General features: G+C 69.4%; 15 protein-coding genes. 3 read left to right on the forward strand and 12 right to left on the reverse strand.

Features of this window, described 5'->3' with window-relative positions; translation table 11 throughout:
* Nucleotides 1-21 precede the first annotated feature (21 nt).
* The 8 genes from OC372_RS17520 to OC372_RS17555 form a co-directional block, all read right to left on the reverse strand.
* Entirely contained in the window at nt 22-837 is an 816-nt protein-coding gene (locus tag OC372_RS17520; RefSeq protein ID WP_036303542.1) for a hypothetical protein, read from the reverse strand.
* 121 nt (nt 838-958) lie between these two features.
* The gene (locus OC372_RS17525) at nt 959-2,773 is read right to left on the reverse strand and encodes an ABC transporter ATP-binding protein (protein WP_262003273.1); all 1,815 of its coding nucleotides are present in this window, start codon (nt 2,771-2,773) and stop codon (nt 959-961) included.
* Nucleotides 2,770-4,701 carry an ABC transporter ATP-binding protein gene (locus tag OC372_RS17530; protein WP_262003275.1) on the reverse strand — a complete coding sequence of 644 codons (1,932 nt, stop codon included), beginning with the start codon at nt 4,699-4,701 and terminating at the stop codon, nt 2,770-2,772. The genes OC372_RS17525 and OC372_RS17530 overlap by 4 nt, the downstream gene beginning before the upstream one ends.
* 361 nt (nt 4,702-5,062) lie before the next feature.
* Complete coding sequence (locus tag OC372_RS17535; RefSeq protein ID WP_262003277.1) at nt 5,063-5,560, reverse strand: methylated-DNA--[protein]-cysteine S-methyltransferase; 498 nt, start codon at nt 5,558-5,560, stop codon at nt 5,063-5,065.
* Entirely contained in the window at nt 5,557-7,077 is a 1,521-nt protein-coding gene (locus OC372_RS17540; RefSeq protein WP_262003279.1) for a DNA-3-methyladenine glycosylase 2 family protein, read from the reverse strand. Before OC372_RS17540 ends, OC372_RS17535 begins: the two co-directional genes overlap by 4 nt.
* A gap of 180 nt (nt 7,078-7,257) precedes the next feature.
* Entirely contained in the window at nt 7,258-8,865 is a 1,608-nt protein-coding gene (gene purH / locus OC372_RS17545) for a bifunctional phosphoribosylaminoimidazolecarboxamide formyltransferase/IMP cyclohydrolase (RefSeq protein ID WP_029262300.1), read from the reverse strand.
* Between the two features lie 35 nt (nt 8,866-8,900).
* Complete coding sequence (gene purN / locus OC372_RS17550; protein WP_262003281.1) at nt 8,901-9,488, reverse strand: phosphoribosylglycinamide formyltransferase; 588 nt, start codon at nt 9,486-9,488, stop codon at nt 8,901-8,903.
* 66 nt (nt 9,489-9,554) lie between these two features.
* Nucleotides 9,555-10,946 (reverse strand): DUF6350 family protein, encoded by a 1,392-nt coding sequence (locus OC372_RS17555; protein WP_262003283.1) that lies wholly within the window; start codon nt 10,944-10,946, stop codon nt 9,555-9,557.
* A 90-nt stretch (nt 10,947-11,036) separates the two neighbouring features.
* On the opposite strand from OC372_RS17555, the gene OC372_RS17560 reads away from it, so the two are divergent.
* Nucleotides 11,037-12,512, forward strand: coding sequence for an NCS2 family permease (locus OC372_RS17560; RefSeq protein WP_262003285.1), 1,476 nt, complete (start codon nt 11,037-11,039; stop codon nt 12,510-12,512).
* Nucleotides 12,513-12,565: 53 nt separating this feature from the next.
* Here the strand turns inward: OC372_RS17560 and OC372_RS17565 are convergent, their stop codons facing one another.
* Entirely contained in the window at nt 12,566-12,973 is a 408-nt protein-coding gene (locus OC372_RS17565) for a VOC family protein (protein ID WP_315985404.1), read from the reverse strand.
* Nucleotides 12,974-13,044: 71 nt separating this feature from the next.
* On the opposite strand from OC372_RS17565, the gene OC372_RS17570 reads away from it, so the two are divergent.
* Entirely contained in the window at nt 13,045-13,623 is a 579-nt protein-coding gene (locus tag OC372_RS17570) for a TetR/AcrR family transcriptional regulator (protein ID WP_262003287.1), read from the forward strand.
* A gap of 79 nt (nt 13,624-13,702) precedes the next feature.
* Here OC372_RS17570 and sucD read toward each other — a convergent pair whose 3' ends face one another.
* The 3 genes from sucD to OC372_RS17585 form a co-directional block, all read right to left on the reverse strand.
* Entirely contained in the window at nt 13,703-14,605 is a 903-nt protein-coding gene (gene sucD / locus OC372_RS17575; protein WP_262003289.1) for a succinate--CoA ligase subunit alpha, read from the reverse strand.
* A gap of 18 nt (nt 14,606-14,623) precedes the next feature.
* On the reverse strand, nt 14,624-15,790 hold the full coding sequence (gene sucC / locus OC372_RS17580; protein WP_029262293.1) for an ADP-forming succinate--CoA ligase subunit beta: 1,167 nt from the start codon (nt 15,788-15,790) through the stop codon (nt 14,624-14,626).
* Between the two features lie 113 nt (nt 15,791-15,903).
* Nucleotides 15,904-16,257, reverse strand: coding sequence for a DUF2510 domain-containing protein (locus tag OC372_RS17585; RefSeq protein ID WP_105711583.1), 354 nt, complete (start codon nt 16,255-16,257; stop codon nt 15,904-15,906).
* Nucleotides 16,258-16,316: 59 nt separating this feature from the next.
* Here OC372_RS17585 and OC372_RS17590 point away from each other — a divergent pair, with 59 nt between their 5' ends.
* Nucleotides 16,317-16,976, forward strand: coding sequence for a TetR/AcrR family transcriptional regulator (locus tag OC372_RS17590; protein ID WP_262003293.1), 660 nt, complete (start codon nt 16,317-16,319; stop codon nt 16,974-16,976).
* Nucleotides 16,977-17,007 lie beyond the last annotated feature (31 nt).

The following is a 17,007-nucleotide window of genomic DNA, read 5'->3' on the forward strand; positions in this document are numbered from 1 at the left end:
CCGGGCTTCGCCTGGCGGCCGTCAGGGGCGGTCGTCCGGCTTGCCGGGCTTCTTCCGGTTGGTCCAGGCGGCGATGGCGGATGCCGCCGCACCGGCAGCACGGTCGATCGCCTCGGCGGAACGGCTGAGCATGTCCTGGGCCGCGTCCTGCCACGCCGCGTTCGGCGGGGCCTCGCCGGCCTGGACCCTCGCCGCGTGCTCGGCGGCCTCGAAGGCGCGCTCGAGCTCGGCGACCGCGTCTCGGTAGGCCGCGAAGTCGGCGGGTGTGGTCTTGCCGGAGACCGCGCGCCGCATCTCGGCCGCGTGTCCGGCTGCCCGCAGGTACGCCGCCGTGGCGGGGAGCTTGACATCGGTCATCGCGGGATAGGCGATCTGGAGCGCGGGGTCGGTCTCGTACCGCATCCACCGGACCGTCACGGCGTCGTGCGTGGCATGCAGCCGTTCCACGGGGCCGGGCTCGGAGGACGCCGGTATCGCCGCGCGTGCGGCGTTCAGACGCACCTGACGGGCACGCACGTCGGCCGAGGCCGCCTTGGCGTCGCGCTCCCGTTCCTTGAGCATGCGCCGCGCTCCGGCCACCTGTTCCGCTGTCGCGCGTTGCGCTGCGCGCTCCGCGGTCACGCGAGCCAGATCGGCACGGGCGATCTTCAGGGCGATGCGTCGCTCGGACGCGATCCGCTGCGCCGTCCTGAGGTCGTGGCGCGCCGCATCGACCTCGAGCCGACGCCCGCTCATCGTGCTGCTCCTGCGACGCAGACCGATCGCACCGGCCGTTCCCGCAGCGACGGCGGTCGGCGCGATCCACCACCACTCGGCGGCGAGCAGCAAGGGGTCCATGATTCGATGCTACCCAGGCGCGGCGACGGACGGATCCCCCGTGCCGCACTCCCGAAGCCGATCCCCACCCCTGCGAGCACGGGGAGGCCCCGCGCCCGCAGAGGTGAGGTGATCGGCGTCATCAGACCAGTGTCTCCTGCCAGGCCGCATGCAGCTGGGCGAACTTGCCGGTACCGCCGATGAGCGCGGCCGGAGTGTCGTCCTCGATGATCTGCCCGTGCTCCATCACCAGCACCCGGTCCGCGATCGCGACCGTCGACAGGCGGTGCGCGATGATGATCGCGGTGCGGTCCTTGAGCAGGGTCTGCAGCGCATCCTGGATCAACCGCTCCGACGGGATGTCGAGCGATGCCGTGGCCTCGTCGAGGATCAGCACCGCGGGGTCGGCGAGGAACGCCCTGGCGAACGAGATGAGCTGACGCTGACCGGCCGAGACCCGTCCACCGCGCTTGTTCACGTCGGTGCCGTAGCCGTCGGGCAGCGACGAGATGAACTCGTCCGCTCCCACCGCGCGCGCGGCGGCCCTGATCTCGTCGAGCGACGCATCCGGCTTGCCGAGGGCGATGTTGTCGGCGACGGTGCCACTGAACAGGTAGGCCTCCTGCGTGACCATGACGATCGCGCGGCGGAGGTCCTTCGGGTGCAGCGAGCGGAGGTCGACGTCGTCGAGAGTGACCCGCCCCTGGGAGGGGTCGTAGAACCGCGAGATGAGCTTGGCCAGCGTGGACTTGCCCGCACCGGTCGTGCCCACCAGGGCGATCGTCTCACCGGCGGGGATGTCGAGCGAGAAGTTCGGGAGGATCGTCTTCTCGCCGTTGTAGCCGAAGGTCACCTCGTCGAACCGGATGTGGCCGCGGGATTCCCACAGGTCGACCGGCTTCTCGGGATCCGGAACGGTCGGCACCTCTTCGAGCACGCCCGACACCTTCTCCAGCGCGGCCGTGGCCGACTGGTAGGAGTTCAGGAACATCGCGATCTCCTGCATCGGAGCGAAGAAGTTGCGGACGTAGAGGACCGCCGACAGCAGCACACCCACGGTGAGCGCGCCCTCGGACACGCGGATGCCGCCCCACAGCACGACGATGCCGAGCACCAGCGCGGCGACGCCCATGAGACCGGGCTCGAACGTGCCGAACAGCAGCATCGAGCGGCGGTTCACATCGCGGTACTCTCCCGCGATCTCCTGGAATGCCTTGTCGTTGCGCGGCTCCTTGCGGAACGCCTTGACGGCGCGGATACCCGTCATCGTCTCGACGAACTGCACGATCACCCTCGCGCTGATCACACGCGACTCGCGATAGACCAGCTGCGAACGCGAGTAGAACCACTTCATCAGGAAGAACAGCGGCACACCGCCGATCGCGAGGATCAGGCCGGACTGCCAGTCCCAGAAGCACAGGGCGATGAAGGTGAAGAGTCCGAAGAGCACGCCCGAGACGAGCTCGTTCAGACCTCCGTCGAGGAGCTCCTTGATGGAATCGAGGTCACTCGTCTGGCGCGAGATGATGCGACCCGACGTGTACGACTCGTGGAACTCCAGGCTCAGGCGCTGGGTGTGCAGGAAGATCCGCTTGCGCAGATCGAGCAGCACGGCCTGCGTCAGCTTGGCGGCGATGATGACGTACCAGGCGATCATCACGGCGGCCAGGATGCCGGCGGCCAAGTAGATGCCGCCGATCATGAAGGTCGGCATCCAATCGGCGTTCTTCAGCACCGCCGGCAGTGCACGGTCGAGACCGATGCTGATCAGGATCGGACCGGCGACCTGCAGAGCGGTCGAGATGATCAGTACCGCGGCGGCCAGCCCGATCTGCGGCTTCAGCGGGCGCACCAGCGATCCGAGCAGCCGGAGAGACCGACGACGGATCTCCCTGCTCTCCTCGCGGGTGTACTCGGAACGATCCTCATTCTGGGTTCCGGTGATGGCGGAGCTCATCGCTGCACCTCCTTCTCGGTGATCGGGTCTTCGTCGGCGGCCTCGGCTCTGCGGCCCTCACGGACCTCGTCTTCGACCTCGAGCTGTTCGTCGCGGATGATCGGGATCGCCCCGGTCCGCGCCGCCTCCTCGGCCTCCAGGCTGGAGATCACGTGGCGGTAGTGCCGGCTCGTCTTCAGCAGCTCGGAGTGGGTGCCCACCGCGGTCACGCGGCCGGCTTCGAGCAGCGCGACGCGGTCGGCGAGCGCGACGGTCGAGGGACGGTGCGCCACGATCAGAGCCGTCGTCTCGGCGAGAACATGCCGCAGTGCCTCTTCGACGAGCGCCTCGGTGTCGACGTCGAGCGCCGACAGCGGGTCGTCGAGCACGAGCACCTTCGGCGCCGCCGCCACCGCGCGGGCGAGGGCGAGCCGCTGACGCTGCCCACCGGAGAGGCTGAGCCCCTCCTCGCCGATCACGGTCTCGACGCCGTCGGGCAGCGAGTCCACGAACGACGCCTGCGCGACGTCGAGCGCTTCCCGGAGCACGCGCTCCCCCTCTTCGCTGTGCACGTCGAGGTCGGCACGGCCGAGCAGCACGTTCTCGCGCACGGTCGCCGAGAACAGCGTCGCGTCTTCGAACGCCATCGCGATGTGCTGACGCAGTTCGGACAGCGGAAGATCGCGCACATCGACGCCGTCGAGCGTGACCTTGCCGCCCGTCACGTCATACAGGCGGGTGGGCAGCGTCGTGAGCGTGGTCTTGCCGCTGCCGGTGAGACCGACCAGCGCCATGGTCTCGCCGGGGCGGAGGACCAGATCGATGCCGTCGAGCAGATCGCGCTCGTTCGCACCGGCGTCCTGATACCGGAAGTGGGCGTCCACGAACGCGAGCTCGCCGCGCGGGTTCTCGATGTGCACGGGGTTCTCCGGGTCCGTGATGGTGTTGGTCTCGGAGAAGATGTCGAACACGCGGTCGGTCGCCGTGCGGGCGTCGAGCATGAACGAGAAGAGGAAGCCGATCGACTCGATCGGCCAGCGGAGCACGACGGCCATCGCGAAGAACGCGAACAGCTGCGCTTCGTCGATCTGCCCCTGCGAGATCAGCCAGATGCCGGACATCAGGCTGAGGCCGAACGCGATCTGCGGCATCATGTCGAGCCAGAACCAGATCGACGCGATCGCACCGGCCTTGCTCATCTCGGTCTCGCGCAGCGTCTCGGCCTGGCGGCTGAAGCGGCTGAGCGCGTGCTTGCCGCGGCCGAAAGCCTTCAGCACGCGGATGCCGTGCACGCTCTCCTCGACGCTGGTCGCGAGGTCGCCGGCCTGGTCCTGGCTGCGGCGGGTGAGCGCGCCGTAGCGCTTCTCGAAGAGGTAGCCGCGGATCCACAGCGGGATCGCCGTGACCAGGAAGATCGTGCCGAGCAGCCAGTGCCAGCGGAACAGCAGCACCGATCCGATGATGATGGTGAGCACGTTGACGACGAGCAGCACGAGCCCGAAGGCCAGCCAGCGGCGGATGAGGCCGATGTCCTGCATCATGCGGCTGAGCAGCTGACCGGAGCCCCACCTGTCGTGGAAGGACACCGGCAGCGTCTGCAGGCGCGAATACAGCTCGGTGCGCATCTTGTACTCGACCTCGGTCGAGGGGTTGAGCACGAACTGACGACGCAGCCAGACCATCAGCGCCTCGCCGAGGCCCAGCGCGAAGACGGCGAGGGCACCCCAGACGATCGCGGTGAAGTTACCGGAGCGGACCGGTCCGCTGATGATCTGCTCGAGGACGATCGGGATCATCAGGGCGATGATGGCCGCGATGAGCGCGCTGGCAGCACCGCCGGCGAGCCGCCAGATGACGGGCTTCACGAACGGCTTCAGCCGCCACAGTGCGGCCGGAGTGGAAAGGGTGGACGAAGGCGAGGGATTCTGCGCGGAAGGCGAGGAAGACATGTCTCTCAGACGAGTTTCGTATGGAATGCGGTTGCGGAAGGGGACGGATGCGAGAGCGGACTCACAGAGTCCGGCATCCGGTGCAGAAGGGGCGGAGTGGCTCTAGGAGAGCGGGCGCGCCGGGGTCGAGCCGAGAGCTGCGATCCGCGCGGTGGCGATCGTGGTCATGGTGTCCTCCTCAGGGCTCGGCTGTGTCGTCCGGTCGGCGCGACAGCCCACCAGCCTATTGCTGTGAACCAGCTGAACACAAGACGCATTCCCGATTTGTTCGGCGTCTTTCGCGGCAATCCGTGATCAGCCCGCCTTCCGGCACGCCGACGCCGCGCCGCCGGGGGTGGGCAGCGCGGCGAGGAGAGGGCGTTCAGGCGGCGATGCTCTCGCGCGCGAGCAGGCTCTCCTTCACGTCGAGACCCCAGGCGAAGCCGCCGAGGCTGCCGTCGGTGCGCAGCACGCGGTGACACGGCACGAACAGCGCCGGGGCGTTCCGCGCGCAGATCGAGGCAGCCGCGCGCACGGCGTTCGGGTTGCCGAGCCGCGCCGCGAAGCCGGTGTAGGTGAGCGGGGCGCCGGGTTCGATCGCCCGCAGCGCCGACCATCCGGCGAGCTGCAGCACGGTGCCCGACTGCTTCACCGTGACCGTGTCGATCGCGGACAGGTCGCCCGCGTAGAAGGCCAGTGCGGCGTCCCCAGCTTCTGTCTCCGCCTCGCGGAGCTCCTCGGGGCGGTTCGCCGGAGACAGTCGCTCAAGGATCGCCTCGACGTCGGAGGTCCACCCCGACGACAGCACCCGCTGGCGCTCGTCGGCGAGGATCGTGAAGGCCCCGTCCGGGGTCTCGATGGTCTGGATGAGAGCGGTCATGAGGTCTCCTTCGATGTCGTGTCAGCTGTGGTGGCAGCGCGGGCGGTGGATGCCGCGCGCCGGGGCCCTGCCGGTCGCACCGGGGCGGCGCGCCAGAGATGCGCGCTCAGGTAGCTGCGCCAGGGGGCGGTGCGTTCCGCCCAGGCGGTGAGCGGTCGCGCCTCTCCCGGGAGTCCGGAGGCCGCGGCTCCTGCCCGCAGCGCGACGTCGCCGGGGAGCAGGATGTCGGGGTCGCCGAGCACACGCATGCGCACGTAGTCGGCCGTCCAGGGGCCGATCCCCGGCATCGCGAGGAGAGCTTCGCGCTGCTCGATACCGTCGTCACCGACCGTGAGCGTCAACGAGCCGTCGGCGAGGGCCGCGGCGGCACCCGTGATCGCACGGATACGGGCGGCGGGTCCGCGGAGCACCTCGGCGCCGTGCTCGGCGATCGCGGGCATCGTGGGGAAGAGCAGCCCCTGCGCGGTGCGCTCCCCCAGCGCCTCGGTGAGCGCGATGAGGGCCGTGCGGGCGGCGACCACCGTGATCTGCTGCCCGACCATGGCGCGGATCAGCATCTCGTGCGGGTCGGCGGAGCCGGGAACCCGGATGCCGGGTGTGCGGGCGACGAGCGGCGCGAGCTCCTGGTGTGCGGAGAGCGCCTCGTCGATCGCCAGCGGATCGGCGTCGAGGTCGAAGATGCGTCGTACGGTAGCCACCAGCGGCGCCAGATCGCCGAGGCGCGCGACTCGAGCCCGCAGGTGCAGGCGTTCCGACGCATCCTGACTCACCTCGAACCAGGCGGGACCGCCGGCCATCCGCAGATGCCGGGAGAACGACGACGCTGTGGTCTCTTCGACCCCGGGTACGGCGCGTGCCGCCATCCAGGTGAAGATGCCGCTCGCGTCGAGCGGACCACGGTACGGCAGGACGAGGTCGATGGCGCCGGGAACCGCGGACGCCGGCAGACGTCGACGCGCCCTGAGCTCGCCGGGGGCGAGGCCGAAGACCTCGCGGATCGTGTCGTTGCACTGGCGGATGCTGGCGAAGCCGGCCGAGAACGCCACATCGGAGATCGGCATGTCGGTGCCGACGAGCAGCATCCGCGCCGTGTGCGCACGATGCGCCCTGGCGAGGGCGAGGGGCCCGGCACCGAGTTCGGTCGTCAGCAGACGGGTGAGGTGCCGGCTGGAATACCCGAGACGCGCGGCGAGCCCCGGCACCCCCTCGCGCTCGACGACGCCGTCGGAGATGAGTCGCATGGCCCTGGCCGCGACGTCACCGCGGATGTCCCATGCCGGAGACCCGGGGGCGGCTTCGGGGAGGCAGCGCTTGCAGGCGCGGTACCCGGCCTCGTGTGCGGCCGCGCTCGTCGGATAGAACGTCACGTTCTGCGGTTTGGGTGTGCGTGCAGGGCAGCTCGGACGGCAGTAGATCCCGGTCGAGCGCACGGCCGTCACGAACTGCCCGTCGAAGCGGGTGTCGCGCGCGCTGATGGCACGGTAGCGCTCGTCGAAGTCGATCACGGGGAAGCTCATGCCTCCACCCTGCCACGCACCACCGACCTCGACTGGCGGAAATCGGACATCGCTGTGCGCCTCAAGACCGAACCCCCGAGCTGACACGAAGCCCCGTCACAACGCCGAGACCCCGACCTGCACACGTGGGCAGGCCGGGGTCTCGGCGTGAAACGAGGTGTCGGCGCGAGCGCCGGCCGCTCAGTGGAAGAAGTGACGCTCTCCGGTGAAGAACATCGTGACGCCGGCCTTGCGAGCCGCGTCCACGACCTCCTCGTCGCGCACCGATCCGCCGGGCTGCACGATCGCGGTGACACCGGCGTCGATCAGCACCTGGGCGCCGTCGGCGAACGGGAAGAAGGCATCCGACGAGGCGACCGAACCGGCCGCGCGGTCGCCGGCGCGCTCGACCGCGAGGCGGCACGAGTCGACGCGGTTGACCTGGCCCATGCCGACGCCGACCGTGGCGTTGTCCTTCGCGAGCACGATGGCGTTCGACTTGACGGCGCGGCACGCCTTCCACGCGAAGATGAGGTTCTCCATCTCCTCGTCGCTCGGACGCTCACCCGACACGAGCTCCCAGTTCTTCGCGACGGAACCGATGTCGTCCGGGAAGCGGTCGGCGTCCTGCAGCAGCAGTCCACCCGAGACCAGGCGCACGTCCATGCGCTCCTGCTGCCAGTCCTGCGGGAGCTGCAGCAGTCGCAGGTTCTTCTTCGCCTTGAACACCTCGAGGGCGGCGGGCTCGAACGACGGCGCGACGATGACCTCGGTGAAGATGTCCTTGAGGTTCTCGGCCATCTTCAGGGTCACCGTGCCGTTCGCGGCGATCACCCCGCCGTACGCCGAGACCGGGTCGCACTCGTGCGCGCGCAGGTGGGCGCTGGCGATCGGGTCGAGGGCATTCGGGGCGGTCGTGGCGATGCCGCACGGGTTGGCGTGCTTGATGATCGCGACGGCCGGCTTGACCATGTCGTACGCGGCCCGCAGCGCGGCATCCGCGTCGACGTAGTTGTTGTACGACATCTCCTTGCCCTGCAGCTGCGTGGCCTGGGCGATGCCGTGACCGCCGGCGCGCGTGTAGATCGCGCCGCGCTGGTGCGAGTTCTCGCCGTAGCGGAGGGTCGCGAGGCGCTCGGCCTGGATCGTCAGATGTGCGGGCAGGTCGCCGGGCTCGGTGAGCGTGCCCTCGGCGAACCACTGCGCCACCGCAGTGTCGTAGGCGGCGGTGTGCGCGAATGCGCGGGCCGCGAGTTCGCGGCGCTGCGCAACCGAGGTACCGCCGGCGGCCACGGCCTCGACGATCGCGGGGTAGGACTGCGGCGACACGACGATCGCGACGTTGGCGTGGTTCTTCGCCGCGGCGCGCACCATGGCGGGGCCGCCGATGTCGATCTGCTCGACCACGTCGTCGCCGACCGCGCCCGAGGCGACGGTCTCGACGAACGGGTACAGGTTCACGACGACGAGCTCGAACGGCGCGATGTCGAGCTCCTCGAGCTGACGCTCGTGCTCCTCGAGGCGCAGGTCTGCCAGCAGACCTCCGTGCACCTTCGGGTGCAGGGTCTTCACCCGACCGTCGAGCATCTCGGCGACGCCGGTGACGGCGGCCACATCGGTCACGGTGAAGCCGGCGTCGCGGATCGTCGCGGCGGTCGACCCGGTCGAGACGATCTCCACGCCGGCATCGGCGAGGGCTGCGGCGAGCACCAACAGGTCGGTCTTGTCGCTCACCGAGACGAGCGCGCGCCGGATCGGCACGGTGTCGCGATCGCGGTAGAGCGTGGGGTCGTGGCGGGGGCCGGCCATGATGGCTCCTTCGTGCGGGGGCGTCGGGTGGGGGGTCAGGAAGAAGGCGTGAGGGTGAGCTCGCCGGTGGCGATGCCGCGGACGACGTCGATGAGCAGTCGGCGTTCGACGGGCTTGATGCGCTCGTGCAGGCTGTGCTCGGTGTCGCCGTCGAGGACGGGCACGCGCTCCTGGGCGAGGATCGGTCCGGAGTCGACACCGTCGTCGACGACAATCACGCTGGCGCCGGTCTCGCTGACGCCCGCGGCGAGCGCGTCTCGGACGCCGTGCGCTCCGGGGAACTCCGGCAGGTAGGCCGGGTGCGTGTTGATGAGGCGCGGGGAGTACTGCGCGACGAGCGACGGCGGCAGCAGACGCATGAGTCCGGAGAGGACGACGAGATCGGGGTTCCAGACGGCGAGCTGACGGCCGAGCTCTTCCCCCCAGGCCTCACGGCTCTCGTGCTCGTGCCACGGCACGGTGAACCTGGGGATGCCGAACTCCTCGGCGTGGGCCAGCCCGTCCGCTTCGCGGTCGGCACCCACGACGATCACCCTGGCGGGGAAATCGGGATGACGAGCGGCCTCGAGGAGGGCGCGAAGGTTCGAGCCGGTGCCCGAGATGAGAACGGCGACCGTGAGCACGCGCCCAGTCTACCGGGGTGTGCATACTGCTCCCGCCCGGTGTCCGGGGCCGACCGAACCCCGCCGTCAGTCGCGCGGTTCCGCCGGATCGCGCGGCGGTGCGAGGAACCCGCGCACGTCATCGAGCGGTGCCGTGTCGTCGGCGGCCGACACGTCTGCGAAGGGCACAGCGGACGCCGCGCCGGCGACGACGACAGCATTCGGATCGAGCTCGGTCATCTCGGCGATCCACCGGTCCGTGCGCTCCTCGGCGAGCTCATCACGGTTCCGCGGAGACAGCAGCAGGATGGCCGCACCGACCAGCACCTCCGCACCGAGCGCGAGGGCGAACGGATAGGCAGCCGGTCCGACGACAGCCAGCCGCCCCGGACCCATCGAGCCGTTCGCGAGGGCGGCTGCGAGCCCGCCGACCCCGGCACTCAGGGCCGCGATGCCGACGGCGATCACCGCACGCTGCAGCATACCGAGGGGTGTGCCCTCCCACACGAGGCGCGAGCGGACCGCCCAACCGGCGAACGCACCGGCGGCGACGGGGATGAGCACGACGATCAGCATCCAGATCGAGCTGTTCTCCGGCAGCAGCCCGAACACGGGGATGCCGGGGACGACGCCGAGCTGCGTACCCGCCGGCGACACCGCCGTTCCGGCGCCGACGGCGAAGCCGGGACCGGCGAGCCATGCCGCCGTCCACACGAGCATGGTCGGCAGGTAGGCGAGCTGGGCGAGGGTCATCACCGTCGCGCCGAGCGCGTCGACCCTGGCGGCCTGGAACAGGGCCACGACCTCTCCCCCGCGGAGCAGCGTGGCGACGGCCAGGGCGAGGGCGGACGCGCCGACCACTCCGACGAGGGCGAAGGCGGCGCCGCGCACGATCGCCGCCGGAACGGGCGCCCAGTCCTCGCGGGCGTCGAACCAGTCGTGCAATCGGTCGAGGATGCCGCCGTCGCCCTCCTCCCACGCGATGCGCACCGCGCCGCAGAGCACACCGACGAGGTAGACCGCGGCGGGGAGGATGATCGCCGGCGCGAACGGCGTCTGCGCCGCGTCGAGTCGCGCCGTCAGCGCGACACCGGCGGCGATGAGGGTGAACACGGCGGCTCCGGTGAGCGAGCCGAGCAGCCAGGCTCCGGCCTTCGCCGCTCTGCTGCCCGAACGCGCCGCGAAGAGCAGCGTGAACACCAGGAAGGCGAGCGGTGTGATCGACACGACGAAGTTCGCCGCCGCCGGTGGGATCGCGAGTGCGACGAGGAGCGTGTCCGGGATCGTGATCGTCAGCGGGACGCCGTGACCGAACTCCCAGAGCGTCCCGGTGAGCGGCCAGAGGGCTCCCCAGTCGGCCGTGATCCCGAAGGCGACGGTCCAGAGCAGCGTCAACGGCGCCAGGAGCACGACGAGGCCGACCGCCGCGGCGATGGCGGCGTCGAAGGCGGCGAGGAGCGCGACGAGGAGGCGTTGCATAGCGTTTCGAGACTACGACGAGTTGCCGACGAAGCCCTGGGGGCGCGCGTGAGGTCGGCGACACGATAGCGTTTCTCCGGAGGTTTCCCGATGACAACTGCCCCGCCCGCCCCGGCATCCACCGAGCCCAAGAACTCCCTGGACCGCTTCTTCGAGATCAGCAAGCGCGGATCCACGATCGGCACCGAGATCCGAGGGGGTCTGGTGACGTTCGTCACGATGGCCTACATCGTGATCCTGAACCCGATCATCCTCTCCGGCAAGCCCGACGTCGCCGGGAACATGCTCGAGTTCAATGCCGTGGGAGCCGCCACCGCGCTGACCGCCGGTGTGATGACGATCCTGTTCGGACTCGTCACGCGTCTCCCCTTCGGTTTCGCCGCCGGCCTCGGCATCAACGCCTTCGTCGCGTTCTCGGTCGTCGGCCAGGTGACCTGGCCCGAGGCCATGGCGCTCGTGATGATCAACGGTGTCGTCATCGTGCTGCTCGCCGCCACCGGACTTCGGAAGGCGATCTTCGACGCCGTGCCGTTCCAGCTAAAGATCGCGATCACGGTCGGCATCGGCCTGTTCATCGCCTTCATCGGCTTCGTCAACGCGGGCTTCGTCACCGCGACCGGCGCTTCCTCGCCGCCGGTGGGCCTCGGCGTCAACGGCTCGGTCGCGACAGTGCCGACACTGCTCTTCGTGATCACGCTCCTGCTCACCGGCATCCTCGTCGCCCTCAAGATCAAGGGCGGCATGCTGATCGGCCTCATCGGCGGCACCGTGCTCGCGGTGATCGTCGAGGCCATCTGGCACATCGGAGCCCGTGGCTTCGACGATGAGGGCAACGTGGTCAACCCGGGCGGCTGGGGACTCACGGTACCCGCACTGAACGGCTCCCCCGTGGGCATTCCCGACCTCAGCCTGATCGGCGCAGTCGACTTCAGCTTCGACCTGAGCAAGGTCAGCCTCGTGGCGATCGTGATGATCGTCTTCACGCTGCTGTTCACGAACTTCTTCGACGCCATGGGCACCATGACCGGTCTCGCGAAGGAGGCCAACCTGGCCGACGACAACGGCGACTTCCCGCGCATCAAGTCCGCGCTGGTCGTCGAGGGTGTCGGTGCGATCGCCGGTGGGGCGACCTCGTCGTCGTCCAGCACGGTCTTCATCGAGTCGGGTGCGGGCATCGGCGAGGGCGCGCGCACGGGACTCGCGAACGTCGTGACCGGCGTCGTGTTCCTGATCGCGATGTTCCTGACCCCGCTCACCTCGATCGTCCCGACCGAGATCGCCGCGGCCGCGCTGATCATCGTCGGAGCCATGATGATGGCGCAGATCCGCTACATCGACTTCAGCGACTTCCGCGTGCTGCTGCCGGTGTTCCTCACCGTCTCGGTCATGCCGCTGACCTACTCGATCGCGAACGGCATCGGCGCGGGCTTCGTGAGCTGGGTGCTCATCCACGCCTTCTCCGGTAAGGCCAAGACCATCAGCCCTCTGCTGTGGGTCGTCGGCGCCGGCTTCCTGATCTTCTTCGCGCGAGGGCCCATCGAGGCGCTCTTCGGCGTCGGGATCTGACCCGAAGCATCACAAGAGGGGCGGATGCTGCGGCATCCGCCCCTCTTTGGTGTTCAGCCCCCGTAGGCGACGGCGAACTCCGCGGACGGCTCGATCGGCTCGATCACGTCGATCAGCACACCACCGGGAGCCTCGACGATGAAGTGCCGCTGCCCGAAGGCCTCGTCCCGCAGGGGCAGCCGCTCCGGCAGCCCGCCCTCCCCGACCAGCCGCGCGTATTCGGCGGCGGCATCGGGGACCTCGACGTTGAGCAGCAGTCCGCGCACCGGCTCGCGGAAGCCTTCCGGGATGGTCTCGTGTGTCCGGTCCAGAAGCGCGAGCTCTCCGCCGGCGAAGCGCAGGCTCACGTACCAGTCGGCCTCGAACGTCGTCTCGAAGCCGAGTTCCTCGCGGTAGAACTGCGCGACAGTGGCGACGTCGTCGACCATCAGCACCGGATAGAAGCTCGTGATCTCCATCATCTCTCCTTTTACGTACGGTGTGTTTGTATCTTTCCGCTAGAATACATACACGCCGCACGTAAAGGAACCCCATGCCCCGAGCATCCGCCGCCGACGCCGCTGAGACCGCACGCCGGATCCTCGATGCCGCGACCGCGCACTTCGCCGAACAGGGATACGCCACCGCGTCCGTCGACGAGATCGCCCAGGCGGCCGGAGTCACCCGCGGCGCCGTGTACCACCACTACTCGTCGAAGCCGCTGCTCTTCGCGGCGGTCGCTGCGGAACAACAGGAAGCCGTCGCGGGGGCGATCGTGCAGGCCACTGCTGCGGGCGTTCCGGACGCCGCGCTCCGCGACGGCAGCCACGCGTTCCTCGACGCCATCACCCGAGGAGCGGCTTCGCGCATCCTCCTCGTCGACGGCCCGGCCGTGCTCGGCTGGCAGGAATGGCGAAGGCTGGATGCCGATGGGCCCGAACGGGAGCTGCGCCTGGGGCTACGCGAAGCCGGGGCCGCCCCCGCCCTCCTCGACGCCCTGACCGCGGCGCTGTCCGGAGCGATGAACGAGCTCGCGCTCTGGCTCGCCGCGCACCCGGACGATACCGACGCGCGGACGCAGGCCCACACGGCGCTCGACGACATTCTGGACGCGGTGACCCCGCGCACCTGACTCGACGGTCCACCAACCGGGGGGATGAAAGAAGGCCCCGGAGTGGAGTCCGGGGCCTTCAGATCAAGCGTAACTCAGATCAGAGCGACTCGATGATCGCGCGCATCAGGTCTGCCGTCTCAGACGGCGTCTTGCCGACCTTGACGCCGGCGGCCTCGAGGGCCTCCTTCTTCGCCTGAGCGGTACCGGCCGAGCCGGAGACGATCGCACCGGCGTGACCCATGGTCTTGCCCTCGGGAGCCGTGAAGCCCGCGACGTAGCCGACGACCGGCTTGGTGACGTGCGCCTTGATGTAGTCGGCCGCACGCTCCTCGGCGTCGCCGCCGATCTCACCGATCATGACGATGGCCTTGGTCTCAGCGTCGGCCTCGAACGCGGCGAGCGCGTCGATGTGCGTGGTGCCGATGACCGGGTCGCCGCCGATGCCGATGGCGGTCGAGAAGCCCAGGTCGCGCAGCTCGAACATCATCTGGTAGGTCAGGGTGCCCGACTTCGACACGAGGCCGATCGGCCCCTTGCCCGTGATGTTCGCCGGCGTGATGCCGACGAGCGCCTCGCCCGGCGTGATGATGCCGGGGCAGTTCGGGCCGATGATGCGGGTCTTGTTGCCCTTGCTCTGTGCGTAGGCCCAGGCCTCGGCCGAGTCGCCGACGGGGACGCCCTCGGTGATGACGACGAGCAGCGGGATCTCGGCGTCGATGGCCTCGATCATCGCGTCCTTCGTGAAGGCGCCGGGGACGAAGGCGATCGACACGTCGGCGCCGGTCTCCTTCATGGCCTCGGCGACCGAGGCGAAGACGGGCAGTTCGACGGCGTTGCCGTCCTTGTCGGTGTGGGCGACGGTGGTACCGGCCTTGCGGGCGTTCACGCCGCCGACGACCTGCGTGCCGGCCTTGAGCATCAGCGCGGTGTGCTTGGTGCCCTCGCCGCCGGTGATGCCCTGGACGATGACCTTGGAGTCCTTGTTGAGGTAGATCGACATTCTTCTAGTCCTTCAGTCTCAGGCGTTGGCGAGCTCGGCGGCCTTGTCGGCGCCCTCGTCCATCGTGGCGGCCAGGGTCACGAGCGGGTGTGCGTACTCGGCGAGGATCGCGCGACCCTCGTCGACGCGGTTGCCGTCGAGGCGCACGACGAGCGGCTTGGAGGCCGTGGCGCCCAGCGTCTCGAGTGCACCCTTGATGCCGTTGGCGACGGCGTCGCACGCCGTGATGCCACCGAACACGTTGACGAACACGCTCTTGACCTGCGGGTCGCCGAGGATGACGTCGAGGCCCGCGGCCATGACCTCGGCCGAGGCGCCGCCGCCGATGTCGAGGAAGTTGGCCGGCTTCACGCCGTTGTGGTTCTCGCCCGCGTAGGCGACCACATCGAGCGTGGACATGACGAGCCCTGCGCCGTTGCCGATGATGCCGACCTCGCCGTCGAGCTTCACGTAGTTGAGGCCCGACTGCTTGGCCTTGGCCTCGAGCGGGTCTGCGGCGTCCTTGTCCTCGAGCGCCTCGTGCTCCGGGTGACGGATCTCGGAGGCGTTGTCGTCGAGCGTGACCTTGCCGTCGAGCGCGATGATGTCGCCCTCTTCGGTGCGCACCAGCGGGTTGACCTCGACCAGCGTCGCGTCCTCGCCCTTGTAGACGTCGAAGAGCTTGACGAAGACGTCGGAGACCTTCTCGACGAGGTCTTCGGGGAAGTTCGCCGCGCGAGCGATCTCGACGGCCTTCTCCTTGTCGATGCCCGTGAGCGGGTTGACCTCGACGCGCGCGAGCGCCTCGGGACGCTCCACCGCGAGCTCCTCGATCTCCATGCCGCCCTCGACCGAGCAGAGGCTCAGGTAGGAGCGGTTGGCGCGGTCGAGCAGCACGGAGAAGTAGAACTCCTCGGCGATGCGCGCGCCCTGCGCGACCATGACGCGCTTGACGACGTGGCCCTTGATGTCGAGGCCGAGAATGGCCTTCGCTGCCTCGTACGCCTCATCGGGCGTCTTGGCGACCTTGACGCCGCCCGCCTTGCCACGGCCGCCGGTCTTGACCTGAGCCTTGACGACGACTACTCCACCGATCTTCTCGGCGGCCGCCCTCACCTCTTCAGGGGTGTCCGCGACGATGCCGGCGAGGACCGGCACTCCGTACTTTTCGAAAACGTCTCGTGCCTGGTACTCGTACAGATCCACTGTGGTTCCTTCACTGGGCTGCTGTCTGGTAATTCTCTCGATGTCGAGACATCGACCAGTCCCCCAGCCTACTACCTCGGCCTGGACGCTCCTGCGGCCGCGGCATCGCCGGGTCAGCGCAGTGCCGGTACACCGAAGCGCCGCGACGGCAGCGCGACCAGACGGAGCTGGCGCGCGATCACGATCGGGACGCACACCGCCGCTGTGCCGGCCGCCACGATCACGGGGCGGACGGCGACGACCGGCAGCGAGCCCCACAAGGCGATGAGGATGGAGACGACCATCAGGGCGACCAGCACCACCTCTGTCAGGATGAGCTGCCTGCGCACGGACGCCCTGTCCTCGGCCAGCGTGGTCGTCCGCCCTCGCACCGCGATGTGCTCGGTCCAGCGCGAGCCGTCCCACCAGCGCAGGGTGCCGCGTCGCCGGGTCTCGAACCATCCGGCCGCAATTCCGCGCTCACTCACGCTCTCAGTATGACGGCCTCGCCTCGGCGTCTCCGCCCGCCGAGGTCTAGGCTTTCGCCATGCACGAATCCGCAGAACTGCGCACCGGCGTCGTGGCCGCAGCGCTCGAGCTCTTCAGCGCCCAGGGGTTCGACCAGACCTCGGTGGAACAGATCGCCAAGGCCGCCGGTGTCTCGCGCTCGACGTTCTTCCGCCAGTTCGGCGGCAAGGAGGACGTGGTGTTCGCCGACCATGAGGTGCTGCTCGAGCAGCTCAGGGAGTTCCTCACCGAGGGGCACGACGACCCGTGGGGCGCGGTGTGCGCAGCATCCGAGTCGGTCTTCGCGCACTTCGCGCACGACCCCGAGCTCGCCCGCCGTCGCTACCAGATCGTCCGCGAGGTGCCCGTGCTGCGCGAACGCGAGATCATCACGGTCTTCCGCTACGAGAGGTTGTTCGACGAGTACCTGCGCGGTGCGCTTCCCGGCGTCGACCCGCTGGACGCCGTGGGCTTCGCCGCCCTCGTGACCGCCGTGCACAACCACGTGCTGCGCCAGCTGCTGCGGGGGCGCAAGAAAGTGCCGCTGTCTACCCTGCAGACGGCACTGGCCGATGTGCGCCGCCGCTACGGTGTGGCGGGCGAAGCCGCCACCGCCCCGGACGACATGGTCGTCGCGGTGTTCCCACGTTCGATGCCGATCGCCGAGGTGTCCCGCCGCCTGCAGTCGGAGCTCGACTAGCCGCGTGAGGGTCGTGGAACCGAGTATCGAG

Source organism: Microbacterium sp. Mcb102, assembly GCF_024519805.1.
GTDB lineage: Bacteria > Actinomycetota > Actinomycetes > Actinomycetales > Microbacteriaceae > Microbacterium.